The 19,598-nt window shown below is 66.1% G+C and carries 11 protein-coding genes; 7 read left to right on the top strand and 4 right to left on the bottom strand.

Annotation, left to right across the window (positions count from 1 at the left end):
• Positions 1-11: 11 nt before the first annotated feature.
• From ACO05N_RS02635 to ACO05N_RS02650, 4 genes are read left to right on the top strand one after another with little or no spacing between them, the layout of a single operon-like run.
• On the top strand, positions 12-1,445 hold the full coding sequence (locus ACO05N_RS02635; protein WP_422055649.1) for an aldehyde dehydrogenase family protein: 1,434 nt from the start codon (positions 12-14) through the stop codon (positions 1,443-1,445).
• 33 nt (positions 1,446-1,478) lie between these two features.
• Positions 1,479-2,237, top strand: coding sequence for an SDR family NAD(P)-dependent oxidoreductase (locus ACO05N_RS02640; protein WP_422055650.1), 759 nt, complete (start codon positions 1,479-1,481; stop codon positions 2,235-2,237).
• A complete protein-coding gene (locus ACO05N_RS02645; RefSeq protein ID WP_422055651.1) occupies positions 2,228-3,106 on the top strand; it encodes an SMP-30/gluconolactonase/LRE family protein in 879 nt (292 codons plus the stop codon). The genes ACO05N_RS02640 and ACO05N_RS02645 overlap by 10 nt, the downstream gene beginning before the upstream one ends.
• On the top strand, positions 3,103-4,986 hold the full coding sequence (locus ACO05N_RS02650; protein WP_422055652.1) for a sialate O-acetylesterase: 1,884 nt from the start codon (positions 3,103-3,105) through the stop codon (positions 4,984-4,986). The genes ACO05N_RS02645 and ACO05N_RS02650 overlap by 4 nt, the downstream gene beginning before the upstream one ends.
• A 41-nt stretch (positions 4,987-5,027) precedes the next feature.
• Here ACO05N_RS02650 and ACO05N_RS02655 read toward each other — a convergent pair whose 3' ends face one another.
• From ACO05N_RS02655 to ACO05N_RS02665, 3 genes are all read right to left on the bottom strand, one after another.
• Entirely contained in the window at positions 5,028-6,806 is a 1,779-nt protein-coding gene (locus ACO05N_RS02655) for an IlvD/Edd family dehydratase (protein WP_422055653.1), read from the bottom strand.
• On the bottom strand, positions 6,799-7,902 hold the full coding sequence (locus ACO05N_RS02660; protein WP_422055655.1) for a LacI family DNA-binding transcriptional regulator: 1,104 nt from the start codon (positions 7,900-7,902) through the stop codon (positions 6,799-6,801). Before ACO05N_RS02660 ends, ACO05N_RS02655 begins: the two co-directional genes overlap by 8 nt.
• A 67-nt stretch (positions 7,903-7,969) precedes the next feature.
• Positions 7,970-9,982 carry an alpha-glucuronidase gene (locus ACO05N_RS02665; protein WP_422055656.1) on the bottom strand — a complete coding sequence of 671 codons (2,013 nt, stop codon included), beginning with the start codon at positions 9,980-9,982 and terminating at the stop codon, positions 7,970-7,972.
• A 125-nt stretch (positions 9,983-10,107) separates the two neighbouring features.
• On the opposite strand from ACO05N_RS02665, the gene ACO05N_RS02670 reads away from it, so the two are divergent.
• From ACO05N_RS02670 to ACO05N_RS02680, 3 genes are read left to right on the top strand one after another with little or no spacing between them, the layout of a single operon-like run.
• The gene (locus ACO05N_RS02670; RefSeq protein ID WP_422055657.1) at positions 10,108-12,510 is read left to right on the top strand and encodes a glycoside hydrolase family 3 N-terminal domain-containing protein; all 2,403 of its coding nucleotides are present in this window, start codon (positions 10,108-10,110) and stop codon (positions 12,508-12,510) included.
• A complete protein-coding gene (locus ACO05N_RS02675; RefSeq protein ID WP_422055658.1) occupies positions 12,507-14,888 on the top strand; it encodes a glycoside hydrolase family 3 N-terminal domain-containing protein in 2,382 nt (793 codons plus the stop codon). The genes ACO05N_RS02670 and ACO05N_RS02675 overlap by 4 nt, the downstream gene beginning before the upstream one ends.
• A 41-nt stretch (positions 14,889-14,929) precedes the next feature.
• Positions 14,930-16,075: an endo-1,4-beta-xylanase gene (locus ACO05N_RS02680; RefSeq protein WP_422055659.1), complete on the top strand. Its 1,146-nt coding sequence runs from the start codon at positions 14,930-14,932 to the stop codon at positions 16,073-16,075.
• Between the two features lie 166 nt (positions 16,076-16,241).
• Here the strand turns inward: ACO05N_RS02680 and ACO05N_RS02685 are convergent, their stop codons facing one another.
• The gene (locus ACO05N_RS02685) at positions 16,242-19,589 is read right to left on the bottom strand and encodes a TonB-dependent receptor (protein ID WP_422055660.1); all 3,348 of its coding nucleotides are present in this window, start codon (positions 19,587-19,589) and stop codon (positions 16,242-16,244) included.
• Positions 19,590-19,598: the final 9 nt, after the last annotated feature.

The following is a 19,598-nucleotide window of genomic DNA, read 5'->3' on the forward strand; positions in this document are numbered from 1 at the left end:
AATTGTCCATCATGAAGCTGACCCACCTGATCAATGGCGAGCGCGTCGCGGTCGACACTCCGCTGGAAAGCCGCAACCCGTCGAACACCGATGAAGTCGTCGCGACCTTTGCAGCGGGCGATGCGGCGGTGGTCGATCAAGCGGTGCAGGCCGCCCGCGCCGCGCAGCCGGGCTGGGCCGCCGCTTCGCCAGAGGTGCGCGCCGACCTGCTCGACAAGGTGGCCGCCACGATCATGGCGCGCGCCGCCGAGCTTGGCGAACTGCTCGCGCGCGAAGAGGGCAAGACCCGCGCCGAGGGCATGGGCGAAGTGATGCGCGCCGCGCGCATCTTCCGTTATTTCGGCGGGGAAGCGCTGCGCCGCCACGGCCTGACGCTCGAATCGACCCGGCCGGGTCTCGACGTCGCGACCTATCGCGAGGCGGTGGGCGTGGTCGGACTGATCACCCCGTGGAATTTCCCGATCGCGATTCCGGCATGGAAGGCCGCGCCGGCGCTCGCCTTTGGCAACACCGTCGTGATGAAGCCTGCCAATGTGACCCCAGCGATGGCGAGTGCACTCGCTGACATCATCCAGGAGTGCGGCGCGCCGGCGGGCGTGTTCAACCTTGTTCTGGGTCAGGGCGGCGTCGGTCAGGCGATCGTCGACCACCCGCAGGTCGACGCGATCAGCTTCACCGGGTCGCAGGGCGTCGGCGCCAAGGTCGGCATGGCCGCGATGATGCGGCAGGCGCGGGTGCAGTTGGAGATGGGCGGCAAGAACCCGCTCGTCGTGCTGGCGGACGCTGACCTCGACAAGGCGGTGGCGATCGCGCTGGACGGCGGGTTCTTCCAGACCGGGCAGCGCTGCACCGCGTCGAGCCGGGTGATCGTCGAGGACGCAATCCACGACCGCTTCGTCGCCGCACTCGCCGAGCGCGCCAAGGGGCTGAAGGTCGGCCCCGCGCTTGCCGCCGATACCCAGGTCGGCCCGGCATCGAGCGAAAGCCAGTTCGAACAGAATCTCCGCTATGTCCGCAAGGCGATCGAGGAAGGCGGCCGCGTCGCCAGCGGCGGGCCGGACCCGCTCAAGCTCGACACGCCGGGATATTTTATGGCGCCGACGCTGATCGCCGACACCGATCCCGACATGACGATCAACCGCGAGGAAGTGTTCGGTCCCGTCGTCTCGACCGTCCGCGCCAAGGATTACGAGCACGCGCTGGAGATCGCCAATCAGGGCGAGGTCGGCCTGTCGTCGGGCATCGTCACCACCAGCCACAAATATGCGCGCGATTTCCGCAAGCGCATCCGCGCCGGCATGGTGATGGTCAACCTGCCCACCGCAGGCGTCGATTATCATGTGCCGTTCGGGGGCACCCGCAAGTCGAGCTATGGCGCGCGCGAGCAAGGGTTCGCTGCGGTTGAATTCTACACGACCGTCAAAACGGTCTATTCGGGGGATTGAGGGTTGCTGCAGAAGTCGAGCGGAGCGGCCACGATGCGCGCCATCTATCCCAGCCTGCGTGACAAGCATATCCTGATCACCGGCGGCGCGTCGGGGATCGGCGAGGGGTTGGTCGAAGCGTTCGTGGCGCAGGGCGCGCGCGTCACGTTCGTCGACGTTCAGACCGCCGCAGGCGAAGCGTTGAGCGCGCGGCTGACACCGGGCGCAGTCCATGCACCGCAGTTCGCGCATTGCGACCTGACCGATGTCGCCGCGCTGCAGTCGTGCCTCGGTGCGATCATTGCGGAGCGTGGCGCGGTCGACGTGCTGCTCAACAATGCCGCCAGCGACGACCGGCACGGGATCGAGGAGGTGACCCCAGCCTATTGGGACGAGCGGATGGCGGTCAATCTGCGCCATTTGTTCTTCGCCGCGCAGGCGGTGATCCCGGGGATGAAGGAAGCCGGTCACGGCGTCATCATCAATTTCGGGTCGATCAGCTGGCATCTCGGCCTGCCCGACCTGACGCTGTACCAGACCGCCAAGGCGGCGATCGAAGGGCTGACCCGCAGCCTGGCGCGCGAACTCGGCCTGCACGGCATTCGCGCCTGCACCATCGTCCCCGGCAACGTCCAGACGCCGCGCCAGGAGAAATGGTACACGCCCGAGGGCGAGGCGGAGATCGTCGCGGCACAGGCGCTGAAGGGCCGGATCCAGCCCGCGGACATTGCCGCGATGGCGACCTTCCTCGCCTCCGACGACGCCCGCATGTGCACCGCGCATAACTATTGGGTGGATGCCGGATGGCGATAGACGAAGTGCGGGTAGCCGCGCGCCTTGGCGCGACGCTGGGCGAAGGCCCGGTGTGGGATGCGCAGCGCGGCTGCCTGTGGTTCGTCGATATAAAGGGGAAGAAGCTCCACCGCTTCGACCCCGCGTCTGGTGCGCTGACCAGCGCGGATGCGCCGGGCGAGATTGGCTGGGCGCTGCCCGCCGAGAATGGCCGATTGCTGTGCGGATTGCAGAGCGGGCTTCACTGGTTCGACCCCGACACGCGCACCTTCACCTTCTGGCGCGTGGTCGAGCCGGCGCTACCCGGCAACCGCCTCAACGATGCCTGCACCGACGCGCAGGGGCGCGTGTGGTTCGGGTCGATGGACAATAGCGAAGCCGCAGCGAGCGGCCATTTCTACCGCCTCGATGCCGGGCAGCTGGACCGAGTTGGCCCCGGCCCGGTGAGCATCACCAACGGCCCGGCGGTGTCGCCCGCAGGCGACCGCATCTATTTCACCGACACGATCGGGCGGCGCATCTGGGTCGCGCCGCTGCATGACGACGGATCGCTGGGCGCGGTCCAGCCTTTCCTGAGCTTCACCGGGGATGAGGGCTATCCCGACGGGTCGATCACCGATGCGGAGGGGAATGTCTGGGTCGGCTTTTTCGCCGGACATGGTGCGCGCCGTTTCGATCCGACCGGTCGCGAGATCGAGTTCATTCGCCTGCCCGTCGCCAATGTCACCAAGCTGGCGTTCGGCGGCGACGGGCTGACGACGCTCTATGCCACCACCGCCGCCAAGGGACTGAGCGCCGCAGAACGCGCCGCCCAGCCGCATGCCGGCGACCTGTTCGCGTTCGAGGCCAGCGTTCCCGGCCACCCCCTGGCACAGGTGCATATCGCATGAAGTTTGCAGCGGTGCTGCTCGGCGCAACCGTGCTCGCTCCCCTCCCCGCCGCAGCGCAGTTGAGCTTCGCTCCCGCCATCGGCGACCATGGCGTACTGCAGCGTGACAAGCCGATCATCGTCGAAGGCGAAGCCGCACCCGGCCTGTCCCTCACCGTCACGCTGGGCGACACGATCGCGCAGGCCAAGGCGGGCAAGGACGGCCAGTGGCGCGCGACCTTCCCGGCGATGAAGGCGGGCGGGCCTTATCAACTGCGCGCCGCGACGCTGGATGCCGCGATCGCGGCGAACGGGGTGATGGTCGGTGATGTCTGGCTCTGCTCGGGCCAGTCCAACATGGAATTGCCGGTGCGCCGCGCGCTCGATTTCGACAATCAGATGAACAGCGCCGCCGACCCGATGCTGCGCCTGCTGACCGTGCCCAAGGCGACGTCTGCGCGACCCCAGCGCCGATTTGTCGAGCCGGCCAGTTGGCAGGCATCGACGCGCGATACCGCGCCCGAATTCTCCGCCGCCTGCTGGTACATGGCGCGCGAACTGCGCAAGGCTGAGCCGGGCGTCGCGATCGGCCTGATCGATGCGACCTGGGGCGGCACCGCGATCCGCGCGTGGCTCGATCCGGTTGCGACGCGCAGCATCTATGGGGCGCAGGATGCCGCTTTGCTCGAAACCTATGACCGCGATCCGCTGGCCGCGAACACCGCATTTGCGCCGCGCTGGATCGACTGGTGGCGGACGCAGGACAAGGTCGAACCGTGGCGCACGCCCGACGCGGTCACATGGTCGCCGGTTGCGGGCGTTGGACCGTGGGACAGCCTGAACGAGCCCGCACTGCGCGGCTTTACCGGCTGGGTGTGGTTCCGCCGCACCGTCACGCTGACGGCGGAGCAGGCGCGCGGCGGCGCGACGGTGTCGCTCGGCATCATCGACGATGGCGATCAGGCGTTCGTGAACGGCAAGCCGGTCGGCAACAGCTTCGGTTGGTCCAACCCGCGCGATTACAAGGTGCCGGGGCATTACTGGAAGGCCGGGGCGAACGAGGTCGTGGTCGCGGTGTGGAATAGCTATGGCACCGGCGGCTTCATGGGTCCGGCCGAGCGGCTGAAGCTGACCCTATCCGATGGATCGAGCATCCCGCTGGGCGATCAGTGGCGCTACTGGATTTCGGCGGCCAAGGGCACGCCGCCGCGTCCGCCATGGGACAATATCGCCGGGCTGGGATTGATCGGCAATGCGATGGTCGCGCCGTTGGGCGGGATCGGGCTGCGCGGCGTCGCCTGGTATCAGGGCGAGAGCGATACCGGGCAGACCGGTTATGATGTGTGGCTGCGCGGCCTGATCGACGGCTATCGCCGCCAGTCGGGCGATCCCGCGCTGCAGGTGCTGGTCGTAGGCCTCGCCGACTATGGCGCGCCGGCGAGCGCGCCGGTCGAGAGTGGCTGGGGTCGGCTGCGCGATGAGCAGCGGCGCGCGGTCGCGGCGACGCCGGGGACGGCGCTGGTCTCGGCGATCGACCTGGGATCGCGGACCGACATCCACCCCGGCGACAAGAATGAGCTGGGCAAGCGCCTCGCGCGCGCAGCGCTGGGCAAGCCGGGACCGCAGGCGGTGTCGGCGCGGCGCGACGGCGGCGATGTGGTGGTGTCGTTCAGCGGCGTCGAGGGTGCGTTGGTGGGTTGGAGCGGCGCGCCGATCGGGTTCGAACTGTGCGCGCAGAGCTGCCGCTTTTCTGCGGCGATTGTCGAGGGCAGCAGCGTTCGCGTGAAGGGCGATGGCCAGCCGGTGACGCGGGTGCGCTATGCCTGGGCGGATACGCCGGCGGTCAATCTCTATGACGCGGCGAACATGACGCCGACCTCGTTCGAGCTGGTGGTGGAGTAGCAAGACGATCCTCCCCCGCCAGGGGGAGGATTGGCCAGCCCTCAATGATTATGCCGCGGAAGCGTCTTTGACGTCTGGCGATATTCCAGCGCGAACTCCAGCACCGCGCCCTCGCCCAGTTGCCCGGTCTTTTCGCGCGCGAGCTGTTCCCATGGCGTGTTGCTCGCCGGAACTTCGGGCAATCCGTCGCCCTTGCGCCGCTCGATCTCGTCCGGTTCGACCAGCATGTCACAGCGGCGGGTGTTGAGGTCGATGCGGATCGTGTCCCCCGTGCGCAGCCACGCCAGCCCGCCGCCCGCCGCACTTTCGGGCGAGGCGTTGAGGATCGACGGGCTGTCCGACGTTCCCGACTGACGTCCGTCCCCGAGCGTGGGCAGCCAGTTCACGCCAGCGCGGATCAGCGCATCGGGCGGCTGCATGTTCACGACTTCCGCAGAACCCGGCCAGCCGAGCACGCCCGCCGAGCGCATCACGAGGATGCAGTCGGCGTCGATGTTCAGGTTGGGATCGTTGATGCGGTGGTGATAATCGTCCGACCCGTCGAACACAATCGCGCGCGCCTCGAACACATTTTCGGCGCCCGGCCGCGAGAGATAGCGACGGCGGAATTCGGGCGAGATCACCGACGTCTTCATGATCGCGAAGTCGAACAGATTGCCGCTGAGCACCAGGAAGCCGGCATTCTCCTGCAGCGGATCGGCAAACGGACGGATCACTTCGCGGTCGTTGCTTTCGGTGCCGGCAAGATTCTCTGCGATCGTCCGCCCGGTAACGGTCAGGCAGTCGCCGTGCAGCTTCCCCGCCTGCAGCAATTCCCACATCGCCGCGGGCACGCCGCCGGCGCGGTGGAAGCGCTCGCCGAGATACTTGCCCGCCGGCTGCATGTTGACCAGCAGCGGCAAATGGTAGCCGTGATCGTACCAGACCTCAGGCTCCAGCTCGAGGCCGGCATGGCGCGCCATCGCGACGATGTGCGGCTGGGCATTGGACGATCCGCCGCACACGGTGACGGTGGCAATGGCGTTGAGGAACGCTTCGCGCGTCAGGATCTGCGACGGGCGCAGGTCGGCGCGCACCATTTCGACGATCCGCTGGCCGGTGCGATAGGCGATCTGCCCGCGCTCGCGATAGGGTGCCGGGATCGCCGCGCAGCCGGTGAGCGACAGGCCAAGTGCTTCGGCGACCGCGTTCATCGTCGATGCCGTGCCCATCGAATTGCAATGCCCGGCCGAGGGCGCGCTACTGGTTGCGCGGCGCAGGAACTCGGCCTCATCGATCTCGCCCGCCGCCAGCGCGCGGCGGCTGCGCCAGATTACGGTGCCGGAACCGACCAGCTCGCCCTCATGCCAGCCATCGAGCATCGGTCCGCCCGACAGGACGATCGCGGGGATGTCGACCGTGGTCGCCGCCATCACCTGGCTCGGCGTCGTCTTGTCGCAGCCGGTGGTCAGCACGACCCCGTCGATCGGATAGCCGTTGAGCAGTTCGACCAGGCCGAGATAGGCGAGGTTGCGGTCGAGCGCTGCCGTAGGCCGGCGGCAATTTTCGAAGATCGGATGGACCGGAAACTCGATCGGGATGCCTCCCGCATCTCGAATGCCGTCGCGCACGCGCTTCGCCAGGTCGAGATGGATGCGGTTGCATGGGGACAGGTCGCTGCCCGATTGCGCGATGCCGATGATCGGCTTGCCCGACTGCAGCTCTTCGGGCGTGACGCCATAGTTCATGAACCGCTCAAGGTAGAGCGCGGTCATGTCCCAGCGTTCGGGATTGTCGAACCAGTCGCGCGACCGCAGCCGCACGGGTGTATCGTCAGGCATTGGGGCTCCGTTTGGGAGAGGCGCGGCGGGCAAGAGTCGGCGCGGAATCCGAATCGCGACGCACCAACGTATAGGGCAAGGTCTTCTGTTCGACCTCGAGCGGCTCGCCGTTGCGCTTGGCCTTGAGGAAGCGCACCGCCGCCGACACCGCCCATGCCGTCATGCCGCGGATCGGCTGACGGATCGTGGTCAGTTCGGGCCAGATCGTGCTCGCCATCGCGGTATCGTCGAAGCCGCACACGGTAATGTCGTTGGGCACGTCGAGGTGCAGCCGGTGTGCGACCGCGACGGTTGCGGCGGCCATGTCGTCGTTCGATGCGAAGATCGCGGTCGGGCGCGGATCGACCGAGATCAGCCGCTCCGACGCCTGCATGCCCGAGCGATAGGTGAAGCGCCCCTGCGCGATCAGTTCCTCGCGGATCGGGATCCCGGCGGCTTCGAGCGCAGCCTTGTAGCCGTTGAGGCGGCGGCCGCTCGACACCTGTTCGGGGTTGCCGATGATGAAGCCGATACGGCTATGGCCAAGGTCGATGATGTGCCGCGTCATGTCGTACGCCGCCTGGAAATCGTCGATCAGCACCGCGGCGTGCGACCCGCTCGCCTTGCCCGGCCCGACCGCGATCGCAACGGCCCCGGCATCGGTGATCAGGTCGAGCACGCTCTGGTCGTCGCACAGCGGCGGCGGGAGAATGAAGCCCTTGATCCCGCCGTCGATCAGATGATGGACCAGCGATTTGGCTTCCGCGATATTCTCGCAATTCTGCACGACGAGGTGGATGTCGGCGCGGCTCGCCTCCTCCAGCGCGCCCATCAGAAACTCGCTGAGATAGGATGCCGAGGGGTTGTCGAACATCAGCGCGATGCGCAGCTGCTCCCCGCCAGCCAGGCTGCGCGCAGCGCGATTTGGCGCGAAATTGAGCTTGGCGATCGCCGCCAGCACCTGTTCACGCGTATTCTCGCGCACATTTCCCTCGCCTTTGATCACGCGGCTGACCGTCATCGGCGAGCAATGCGCCTCCGCAGCGACATCGGCGATGGTGGGAGCGCCACCACGACGGCGGGACGAGCGGGGCTTGGCAGGTGCGGGAGAGGCCATGATCACGGCACATACGCCCCGTTTGCCGGTTGCAGCAAGCGCAGCGTCACCTGAATTGGGAGCGCAATCATTCGCCGGGGGCCTCGGGAAAGCGTTGCGCCTGGTACCAGGCGAGCGGGTGCGCGGGCACAGCGTGACCGGCGGGGAGCGCGCGACCGGACTTAGCCGACCAATAGGCGAGGCTGGCGTCGCGCCACCATTGTGCCTCGTCCCGCTGAATTTCGAGAAAATCGGCGACTGCGCGGTGGCGCTGCGCATCGACATGCGGTTTGAGCGTCGCCCATGTCACCCGCATCCGATCGACCGCCGCGACGCCACGGTCGTAACGGCGCGAAAGTTCCTCCCACAGGGTCCGTCCATTGCCGAGCCGATAGTCCCACGGCACGCGGCGGAACCACAGCAGCAGTTCCTCGTCCGCCAAGAGGCGCTGCGCAACATCGGCTGCATATTGCGCCAGCGCGTCGCTCCCCGTCGGGGTCCGGTCGAACCCGATCCCGTCACGGTCGGCGCGGTGATAATAGACCGGATTCCACTCAGGCCGGGCGAGATCGGACACCCAGGGCGCGGGGCCGTAATGATGGCCGGTGCCCATGAGGTGCGCCAGGCCAAGCGGAGTCATGTAATCGACTACCGCCGCGCGGCTGCCCAGCATCATCGGCACCACAGCACCCAGAAACGCAGGATCGAGGCTGAAGGTCAGCGCCGCCCATTCGCGCGCGATCCGTGCGCTCGGCAGGCTCGGATCCCAGGCGAGGCGGCCAAAGGCATACCAGTTGGCCTGATCGAAATGCGATCCGGTCCAGTTGCGGTCGCTTCCGGTATTGGCAACGCCGGCGATCATGCTGACCGTCCGCGCGACGCTGCCGCTGCGCCCGGTATCGGCATCGAGCACCTCCTCGAACAACGGGGCCAAGAACGCCAGGTGCGAAGCGAAGCCGAGATATTCCTTGGTAATCTGCAGCTCCAGGCTCAGCCGCGTCTTCGGCATCGCGCCGAACAGCGGGTGGAACGGCTCGCGCGGCTGGAAGTCGATCGGTCCGTTCTTGACCTGCACCACCACATTCGGCGCGAACTTGCCGTCGAGCGGCTGGAATTCGGTGAACGCCTGCTTGGCACGATCCTCCTTGTTCTCGGCTGCATAGACGAAGGCGCGCCAGATCACCGTGCCGCGATCGCCGATCGCTGCGGCCAGCATGTTGGCGCCATCGGCATGGCTGCGGCCATAATCCTGCGGGCCGGGCTGGCCTTCGGAATTGGCCTTGACCAGGAAGCCGCCGAAATCGGGGATCGCGGCGTAAATCTCGTCGGCCTTCGCCTTCCACCAGGCGCGCACGGCGGGGTCGAGGGGGTCCGCCGTCGCGAGCCCGCCAATGTCGCGCGGCGCGGAGAAGCGAGCCGAGACATAGACGCGGATACCCCAGGGCCGGAACGTGTCGGCCAGCGCCTTGACCTTGGCGATGTAGCGCGGCTCCAGCATCATCGCGCGGGCATTGACGTTGTTGACGACGACGCCGTTGATCCCGACCGAGGCATTGGCGCGCGCATAATCAGTCATCCGCGCATCGACATGGCCGGGCAGATGCCACCAGTCGAAGATCGACCGTCCGGCATAGCCGCGTTCGACATGCCCGTCGGGATCGTCCCAATGGTTGAGCATGCGCAGCGTGTAAGCGGGGCTTTCGTCCAGTCGGATCGCGCCGAGTGCCTTGCCCTGTCCCAGTTCGCGCAGCAGCGCGAAGCTGCCATAGAGCAGGCCGGAATCGCTTGCGGAGGTGATTGTCGCTCCATCGATGCGAAACGCGCCATCGCGCTCACCCGCGCGCGCGCGCTTGCGGAGGGTGATCGCGGATCGCGATGCGATGCGCAGTTCGGTCAGCGCCTGCTGCAACTCGTCGCGCGCCAGCCGCGCGGTCGGCGAATCGCTCCCGATCAGCGTGACGGTGGGGCGACCATGCTGCGCAGCATGGCCGACCGGCGCGTTGCGTAGCCACAGGCGATAGCCATCCTCCGCACGCGCCCCGCCGCCCGTCGCGAACGACAGCGCAAGCAGCAACAGGGCACAAAGCCGCGCGATCACCATCCTCGTCCCCTTCGTGGCCCGCCGCCCGATTCCGGGTCTGGCGCGGGTTGACAAGATTGACGACCTCATATCATGGTAGCGCTAACAATAAAGACCGTTTTGCGGTTCGATTCAGGAGAATGAGGATGCGAAAGGCTTGGGTCGCCCTGTTGCTGGCGAGCGTATCGGCAACGCCCGCCGTGATGGCCAACACACCCGCGGTCCCGGCGACGACCGCCGCGCAGGAGACTTCGCAGCGCCCACCGGCGGACGCGCCCTATCGCAATGCCAAGCTGCCGCTGGAGGCGCGCGTCGCGGACCTGCTCGCACGCATGACGCTGGAGGAAAAGATCGCCCAGATCACATCGGTCTGGGATACCAAGGTCGAGATTCAGGACGCACAGGACCGGTTCGATCCGGCCAAGGCCAAAGCCAAGCATCCGCATGGGCTGGGCCAGCTCGCGCGCCCGTCCGACCGCAAGGGGCCTGTCTCGCCGCGCGTCACGCCGCCGCGCAGTATCGCCGACAGCATCGCCTATGTGAACGCGGTCCAGAAATGGGCGGTTGAGGATACGCGCCTGGGCATCCCTGTGCTGTTCCATGAGGAGGCGCTGCACGGGCTCGCGGCACAGGACGCGACCAGCTATCCGCAGTCGATCGGCCTGGCGTCGACCTGGGACCCCGATCTGATCCGCGACATCAACGCCGCGATCGCTCGCGAGGTTCGCGCGCGCGGTGTCCACCTCGTCCTCTCCCCCGTCGTCGATGTCGCGCGCGACCCGCGCTGGGGCCGGATCGAGGAGACGTTCGGCGAAGATCCGCACCTCGTCTCCGAAATGGGCGTCGCCGCGGTCGAGGGGCTACAGGGCACTAACCGCGCGCGCGTGCTCGGCCCGGGCAAGGTGTTCGCGACGCTCAAGCACATGACCGGCCATGGCCAGCCCGAAAGCGGCACCAATATCGGCCCGGCGCCGATCGCCGAGCGCACGCTGCGCGAAGTGTTTTTCCCGCCGTTCGAAGCTGTCGTCACCCGCACCGGGGTCGAGGCGGTGATGGCGAGCTATAACGAGATCGACGGCGTGCCGAGCCATGCCAATAAATGGCTGCTCGGCGACGTGCTGCGCGGCGAATGGAAATTCCCCGGCGCGGTGGTGAGCGACTATTATGCGATCGAGCAGATGGTTGGCATCCACCGCATCGCCGTGTCGAATGCCGATGCCGCCAAGCGCGCGCTCGCCGCGGGCGTCGATAGCGAACTGCCCAACGCCACCGCCTATTCAACGTTGCTCGACGCGGTGCGCAAGGGCGAGGTCAGCCAGAGCGCGATCGATACCGCCACGTCACGCATGCTGAGCATCAAGTTCCGCGCCGGACTGTTCGAAAACCCCTACGCGAAGCTCGCCGATACAAAGATCAACCACAGCCCGGAATCGGTCGCGCTGGCACGCAAGGCGGCGGCCAAGTCGTTCGTGCTGCTCAAGAATGAAGGCGCGGCGCTGCCGCTGTCGCTCGACACGCAGCAGACGATCGCGGTGATCGGCCCCAATTCCGACGTCGCGCGGCTCGGCGGCTATTATGGCATCCCGCCCGAGAAAGTGACCCCGCTGCAGGGCATCCGCGCGCTAGTCGGCGACAAGGCGAAGATCGTCCATGCCGAGGGCGTCAAGATCACCGAGAATGACGATTGGTGGGCGGATGAGGTCAAGCTCGCCGACCCGGCCGAGAACCGCAAGCGCATCGCCCAGGCCGTCGAAACCGCGCGCGGGGCGGACACGATCCTGTTGTTCATCGGCGATACCGAGCAGACCAGCCGCGAAGCATGGGCCGACGCGCATCTGGGCGACCGCGCCAGCCTCGACCTGGTCGGTGAGCAGCAGGAGCTGTTCGACGCGATGAAAAAGCTGGGCAAGAAGCTGGTCGTCGTCCTCGTCAACGGCCGCCCGCCATCCTATCCCAAGATCGCCGAGCAGGCCGATGCGATCCTCGAAACCTGGTATGCGGGCGAGCAGCAGGGCCATGCCATCGCCGACGCGCTGTTCGGCCGCGTCAATCCGGGCGGCAAGCTGCCGGTGACGGTCGCGCGCCATGTCGGCCAGCTACCGATGGTCTATAACGTCAAGCCGAGCGCACAGCGCGGTTACCTGTTCGACACGACCAAGCCGCTCTATCCGTTCGGCTACGGGCTCAGCTACACGCGCTTCACCTTGTCCGCGCCGCGCCTGTCCGCCCCGTCGGTCAAGGCGGGCGCCAGCGTCGACGTGCTGGTCGATGTGACCAATGCCGGCGCGCGCGAAGGCGACGAGGTGGTGCAGGTCTATGTTCGCGACAAGGTCGCGTCGGTGACCCGCCCGATCAAGGAGCTGAAGGCGTTCCGGCGCGTCACGCTCAAGCCCGGCGAGACGCGCACGGTGAAGCTCACCCTTGGGCCCGACGCGTTCCAGATGTGGAATATCGACATGAAGCGGGTGATCGAACCGGGTGAGTTCGACATCATGACCGGCGCCGATTCCGCGACGCTTCAGACCGTCACGCTCGCGGTGACGCCGTGAAGCGGCGCGCCGCGCTTCGTTTGCTGGCCGGTGCGTCGGTCGCGGCCGGTGGCGTTGCGCTGGCCCCCGCCGCGCACGCGCTCGCCGCGCCGCTCTACAAGGATGCACGCGCGCCGATCCCCGCGCGCGTCGCCGACCTGCTCGGCCGGATGACGCTGGACGAAAAGGTCGGCCAGATGATCGCGATCTGGGCGCGCAAGGACGAGGTCATGGACGGCCTCGACTTCAACGCGAAGAAGGCGTCGGCGGCCTATCCCAATGGCGTCGGCCATGTCACTCGCCCGTCGGACAAGCGCGGCGTGCCGGGGATTACCGGCGCGGCCGGCGGCACCGCCGCGCGCTGGCGCACCCCGCGCGAGACGGTCGCGTTCATCAACGCGATGCAGCGCTGGGCGCTGAATGACACGCGGCTCGGCATCCCGGTGCTGTTCCACGAAGAATCGCTGCACGGCTATATGGCGACCGAAGCGACGATGTTCCCACAGGCGATCGGCCTGGCGGGGGCGTTTGACCGCGATCTGATGCGGCGCGTCCAGTCGGTCATCGCACGGGAAACGCGGGCGCGCGGTGTCCCCTATGTCCTTTCCCCAGTGGTCGACATCGTGCGCGATCCCCGATGGGGGCGGATCGAGGAGACGTTCGGCGAATGCCCGTATCTCGTCGCCGAACTGGGCGTTGCAGCGGTCGAGGGGTTGCAGGGACCGGGCAAGTTCGACCGGCTCGCCGACGGCAAGGTCTATGCGACCCTCAAACACATGACCGGGCATGGCCAGCCCGAAAGCGGGGTCAATGTCGGCCCCGCGCAATTGTCCGAGCGCGAGCTGCGCGAATATTTCTTCCCGCCGTTCCGCGAGATCGTGAAGCGCACGTCGATCGGCGCGGTGATGCCGAGCTATAACGAGATCGACGGCGTTCCCAGCCATGCCAACACCTGGTTGCTGGGCGACATATTGCGCGGCGAATGGGGCTTCGATGGACTGATTTCCAGCGATTACGGTGCGGTCAACGAACTGGACAGCATCCACCATGTCGCGGCGAATCTGGAGGAAACCGCGCGGCTGGCGCTGGCGGCGGGCGTCGACAGCGAGTTGCCCGACGGCATGGCGTATCGCACGCTGGTCGATCAGGTGCGCGCGGGCAAGGTCGCGGTGAGCGCGATCGACCGCGCGGTCGCACGCATGCTCAGCTTCAAATTCCGCGCCGGCCTGTTCGAAAACCCCTATGGCGACGCCGCGCTGGCCGAGCGGATCACGGGTAACGCAGAAGCGCGCGCGCTGGCGCTGGAGGCGGCACGCAAGACGCTGTGCCTGCTCACCAATGACGGGACGCTGCCCTTTGCCGAGGGCAAGGTCCGCAAGCTCGCGGTGATCGGCCCCAACCACGCGATCGCGCGGCTGGGCGGCTATTCGAGCGTGCCCAAGCAGACCGTCAGCCTGATCGAGGGACTGCGTGCGCTGGTCGGCGACACGGTCGAATTGATCACTGCGCAGGGCGTGTTCATCACACAGAGCGAGGACCGGTCGGCGGACGAAGTGCTGCTCGCCGATCCGGCGAAGAACCGCCAGCTGATCGCCCGGGCGGTCGAGGTCGCGCGGGACGCCGACGCGATCGTGCTGGCGATCGGCGATACCGAACAGACCAGCCGCGAGGGCTTTGCCAAGACCCATCTCGGCGATCGCACCAGCGTCGATATCGTCGGCGAGCAGAATGAGCTGGTCGCGGCGATGGCGGCGCTGGGCAAGCCGTTGGTGATCGCAGCGATCAACGGGCGTCCGCCAAGCTGGCCGAACGTGGTGAGCAGGGCGAACGCGGTGCTCGAATGCTGGTATCCGGGACAGGAAGGGGGCACCGCGATGGCGGAGGCGCTGTTCGGCCGGGTCAATCCGGGCGCGAAGCTGCCGGTCACCGTGATCCGCGATGCGGGCCAGATCCCGTCCTTCTACAACCACAAGCCGTCGGCGCGCCGCGGCTACCTGTTCGCCGACAAGTCGCCCCTGTTCCCGTTCGGCCATGGGCTGAGCTACACCCAGTTCGAACTTGGTGAGCCCAGGCTGTCCACCGCGATCATGCGGCGTGACGACAGCGTCAGCGTGACGGTCACGGTGCGCAACACCGGCAAGCGCGCGGGCGATGAGGTGGTGCAGCTGTACATCAGCCGCCGCACGGCTTCGGTCACCCAGCCGGTTCTGCAGCTCAAGGGTTTTGAGCGGGTGACGCTCCAGCCCGGCGAGGCGCGCACCGTCCGCTTCGACCTGCCGGCGGAGACCTTTGCGATCTGGGACGCGAACATGCGCGAGATCGTCGAAGCGGGCGAGGTCGAACTTCGCGTCGGCAACAGCTCCGCGTCGCTCAAATCGACCTTGCTGACGATCGTCTGAGCCCTGCCACGATCCACAGCTGATCAATCCAAGGAGTCCCGATGAACCCGACCCGCCGCCAGACACTCGCCGGCATCGCCGCGCTTCCGCTCGTCGCCGCCACTGCGGCCGGTGCCAGCATTCCGCCGCCCGGCATCGACGCGGTGGCGCAGCGCAAGGGGCGGCGGTTCGGCACTGCCGTTGCCTGGGCACCGCCAGGCGCCGATGCCGCGTCGTTCAACAATCCCGCCTATGCCGAAGTCGTGGAGCGCGAATGCAGCGTGATCGTCGCCGAGAACGAGATGAAGTGGCAGGCGCTGCGCCCCTCGCCCACCGAATATCGCTTCGAGCGGTTCGACGCGATGGTCGCCTGGGCGCGCAGCAAGAAGCTCGACGTGCGCGGCCACACCTTGCTGTGGGCGCGGCCGAAATGGTTTCCGAACTGGCTCAACGATTACAATTTCGGATCGTCACCCAAGGCAGCGGCGGAGAAGATCCTGACCGACCACATCCAGACGGTGATGCGCCGCTACAAGGACTCGATCTCCAGCTGGGACGTCGTCAACGAGGCGGTCGATCCCGAGACGTCTGGGCTGGTCGAAACCTCGCTGTCGAAGGCGATGGGCGGCGTCGAGCCGGTGCTCGACCTCGCCTTCCACACCGCGCGCGCGGAGATGCCGAACGCCGAGCTGGTCTATAACGACTATATGAGCTGGGAGCCGGGCAACGAGAAGCACCGTGCCGGCGTGCTCAGGCTGCTCGAGGGATTCCGCAAGCGCAACGTGCCGGTCGATGCGCTGGGCATCCAGAGCCATATCGAGATGTTCACGCTCGATCCCGCCACCGGGCTTGGCCCGCGTCAGGAACGCGAATGGCGCAAGTTCATCGATGAGGCGGTGGGCATGGGCTATCGACTCGTCATCACCGAGCTGGACGTCAAGGACAACGCCCTGCCAGGCGATCCGGCGCTGCGCGATGCGGGCGTCGTGGCGTATCTTCGCGCCTATATGGAGCTGATGCTGTCCTACCCGCAGCTACGCGATGTGCTCGCCTGGGGCATGGTCGACAAGTATAGCTGGCTGCAGGGGTTCGCCCCGCGCAAGGACGGGCTGCCGCAGCGCTGTTGTCCCTATGACAGCAGCTTTCGCTCCAAGCCCATGCGACATGAGCTCGAGCGGCTGTTTGGCGAGGCCACTGCAATCGCCTGACGGGCGGCGCGGCTGCGCCGCGCCCATCGGCGAACGACCAGAAAGAGCTGCGCAGCGCGATGCTGCGCAGCTCTTTTTTTGGGTCGGACGCACCTATTTCCAGCAGACAAAAGAATGCCGCCGCCCCGGGGAGAGGCGACGGCGGGGAGGTTGGGAAGATTGACCCTTAGAAGTTGAAGCGGATCATGCCGGTGACACGGCGATCGTTGACATACCAGCCGCGCGGGACGAGCCGGATATCGCCATTCTGATCGGTCACCGCCGCACTCGTTTTGGTGATCGAGTTGGTCAGGTTCACCCCCTGGATGCCGATCTTCAGCTGGTCGCTGACCGAGATCGTGATCGACGCGTCGAGCTGCCCGTAATCCTCCTGGAAGATCGGATCGAACGGCGTGATCACGTCGCGCAGCGTCAGCAGATATTGCGAACGCCAGCTATAGGATGCACGCGCCGACACCGGCCCGATATCGATGAACGGGGTGATGTTGAACTGGTGCTCCGACAGCCCCTGAAGCGGGAAGTTCGAGCCGGTGATCGTCGGCTGACGGCCCGCCGCCACGTCCGGGTCGGTTTCCGACAAGGTGCTCTGCGGCACACCCTCGCTCGCGACGTAGGTGTAGTTGGCCTGAAGGCCGAGACCCTTGAGCGGGCCGGGCAGGAAGTCGAACACCTGTTGATAGGCGATCTCGAAGCCCTTGATCTTGCCAACATCCGGCGAGTTGATCGGAGTGGTCACGACCGCCTCGAACGTCTCGCCATTGTTACTAAAGGTACGACGCACGGTGCTGTTGGTCAGCACATTGCGCAGTTCCTTGTAGAACAGCGACGCCGTCAACTGGCCGACCCGCGAGAAATACCATTCCGCAGTAATGTCGAAGCTGTCGGCTTCGGTCGGCAGCAATTCCGGATTGCCAGCGTTGAACGTCCCCTGGATCTGCACCTGACCCGGAGCAATCACGCCATCGGAACCATAGGATCCGGTGCCTGGCGCGACAGGGGTGATCACGACGGGGATCTGATTGCCGTTCGCATCAACCCGTGGCCGTGCCGTCACACCTACAGGAAAATAGTTGCGGACCAGGCCCAGCGACGGCGGCGCAACGCCCTTCGAATAGGCAGCACGGAACTGCAGACCGCCGCCGACTTCGAGCTTCAGGTTAAGGCTGGGCAGCCAATAGTCATAATCAAGGTCGAAGTTGTTAGCGACGACCGCGCCGTTCAGATAATTGGTGATCTGCGTCAGCTGAGCGGGCGACAGTGCGCACAGCGCGTTGACCGTAGCCCCTGCACCCGAAAGAACGTTATTGATCGATTCCTGACAGGTTGCGTTGGTCGGCAAATCCGTCGGGAACGGGAATTCGACAAAGCCTTCAGACTTGCGGTTGGTTGTGGTGTAGCGCACCCCGACATTGCCACTCAAATTCATGCCGTTGCCGAATTCGTTGCCGAACCGCAGCATGACGTACGCCGCCTTGTTGACCTCCTGCTGCGGGTTGATTTCACCCGGCGTAAACGGAGTACCCGCGATCGCGTTGGGACGATCTGCCAGTGAACGCCAGCCGCCGTTGATTACGCGCCCGCCTGCGCCCGTAGTGGTGGGTTCCCACTCGCGGTTGATGCGGTTCGCATAGTCGATATAGGCCAGATAGCCCGACGGCGTGGTCGTGTTGCTGTTGTAGAAGGGACGACACTGACCGTTCAGCGGATTGCTGACCGAATTGCGGAAGAAATCGCTGAAGCAGAATTGCTGATAGCCCTGAAGCGGCGCACCGCCGTTGCCGCCCTGGACATTATCGACCGGGTCGTCCAGCCACACTGGCCCGCCATTGCCCCACTGTTCGCTCAGACGCCCCCAGTTATAGGTCGAGAAACGCGCGACCTGATCGCGATCGGCATAGCGACCGCCTACACGCACGGACTTGAAGAAGCTGTCCTCCGGGAAAGACAGTTCAGCGTCGAGACGGAACGCATCGGAATTACCCGTGCTTGCCTCAATATGATCCATCGCCGAGCGATAGAAGCTATTGAAGGGCGATGCGAAGCTGTTGTTCGTGCCGGTATAATAGGCCGGATAATCAGCCGAGCCACCCGGCGCACCGGTGCACGGAAGCGTCGGGCAATTTTGCGGCCCACGGAAATCGACAATCGGCAGATTGCTTCCGTTCAGCCGGATTCCGACATCCTGATAGGATGATGTCCACAAGCCATTGTCCATGATGTCGACGAATGAGTCGACATGCTGATAATCCACGCTGACGCTGAAATTATCGGTGGCCTGATAGCGGAAGTTGAACGCGTAATCGTCGGTTACCGCGCGCTCGTCGTGATCGCGGCGGATATTGTTCGACTGCAACCCGAATGCCGGTGTGCGGATATTGCCCGCCGTATTCTGATCATCGCGCCAGCCGGTTGGTCCGGTAATGACGCCACTTTCGAACAGGCCCGAGGAATCGAAGTTGATCGACGTGCCGTCACGGGCGCGCGAGTCGCCGTTCGATTCGACGTTATCGGTCGCGATTTCGATCGTGTGCTCGGTCCACGCCTGACGCGCGTCGGACCGCAAGAACTGGAAGGTTGCCTCGGCACGACGGTCATTGCTGCGCCACTGGGCGGCCGCAGCATAGCCGAAGCGGCGACGTTCGAACTCCTGCGTGCCGATCACTGCGCCGCGCGGGAACAAGCCGCTGCCGCGTTGCGTCGCGGTGCCGAACGGGACCACGTCGGTGCGCGTGCCGTCCGAATAGATCGGGCGGACGCGGAAGCTCGACACCTGGAAACGGTCCGCGCGCGAGAAGAGCTGCGAATAGGACACACTTCCCAACAGGCCGATTTCACCGATGCCGGTATCCCAGGTGTTGCTGACCACCAGCGCGGCGGTCGGCGACGCCTGTTTGACGAAATCCGAATAGTTGAGCTCGAGCGACCCCGCGAGCACGAAGCCCTTCTTGTCGAACGGCAGGCGGGTGCGCAAGTTGACGACACCGGCGATGCCCCCCTCGACCCGATCGGCCGACGGGCTCTTGAATACGTCGACGCCGCCGAGCAGTTCGGACGGCACGTCCGCAAAGCTCAGCGCGCGGCCGTTATTGGCGGTGAACGCTTCGCGCCCGTTGAACTCGGAGCGGACATAAGTCAGGCCGCGCACGACGACGCCCGAACCTTCGACCGAAAAGTGATCGGGATCGACACCAGCCGCGAAGCGGTTGATGGAGATGCCGGGGATGCGCTGAAGCGTTTCGGTGACCGAGCGGTCGGGCAGCGCGCCGATATCCTCGGCCGTGACCGAATCGACGATCGTGTCCGACGTCCGCTTGCGCTGCTGTGCGCTTTGCAGCGATTCACGGAACCCCGTGACCACCACGGTATCCGGATCGGTCGCCTCTTCGGCCGCCGGTGTTTCCTGCGCCCACGCTGCCGTCGGCACTGCCAGCGCTGTCATCAGCGCAGCGGTCGATACTCCGAGACCCCATGCGGCGCGACCTTCGGCGCGCACATGCTTCCGCCAATTCGACATCCATCCCCT

Origin of the sequence: Sphingomonas sp. (assembly GCF_965227385.1) — a bacterium.
Lineage (GTDB): Bacteria > Pseudomonadota > Alphaproteobacteria > Sphingomonadales > Sphingomonadaceae > Sphingomonas.

Bases quoted from the DNA above. Each gene is read 5' to 3' on its own strand.
- ACO05N_RS02635 (WP_422055649.1), top strand. From the start codon at position 12: ATGAAGCTGACCCACCTGATCAATGGCGAGCGCGTCGCGGTCGACACT.
- ACO05N_RS02640 (WP_422055650.1), top strand. From the start codon at position 1,479: ATGCGCGCCATCTATCCCAGCCTGCGTGACAAGCATATCCTGATCACC.
- ACO05N_RS02645 (WP_422055651.1), top strand. From the start codon at position 2,228: ATGGCGATAGACGAAGTGCGGGTAGCCGCGCGCCTTGGCGCGACGCTG.
- ACO05N_RS02650 (WP_422055652.1), top strand. From the start codon at position 3,103: ATGAAGTTTGCAGCGGTGCTGCTCGGCGCAACCGTGCTCGCTCCCCTC.
- ACO05N_RS02655 (WP_422055653.1), bottom strand. From the start codon at position 6,806: ATGCCTGACGATACACCCGTGCGGCTGCGGTCGCGCGACTGGTTCGAC.
- ACO05N_RS02660 (WP_422055655.1), bottom strand. From the start codon at position 7,902: ATGGCCTCTCCCGCACCTGCCAAGCCCCGCTCGTCCCGCCGTCGTGGT.
- ACO05N_RS02665 (WP_422055656.1), bottom strand. From the start codon at position 9,982: ATGGTGATCGCGCGGCTTTGTGCCCTGTTGCTGCTTGCGCTGTCGTTC.
- ACO05N_RS02670 (WP_422055657.1), top strand. From the start codon at position 10,108: ATGCGAAAGGCTTGGGTCGCCCTGTTGCTGGCGAGCGTATCGGCAACG.
- ACO05N_RS02680 (WP_422055659.1), top strand. From the start codon at position 14,930: ATGAACCCGACCCGCCGCCAGACACTCGCCGGCATCGCCGCGCTTCCG.
- ACO05N_RS02685 (WP_422055660.1), bottom strand. From the start codon at position 19,589: ATGTCGAATTGGCGGAAGCATGTGCGCGCCGAAGGTCGCGCCGCATGG.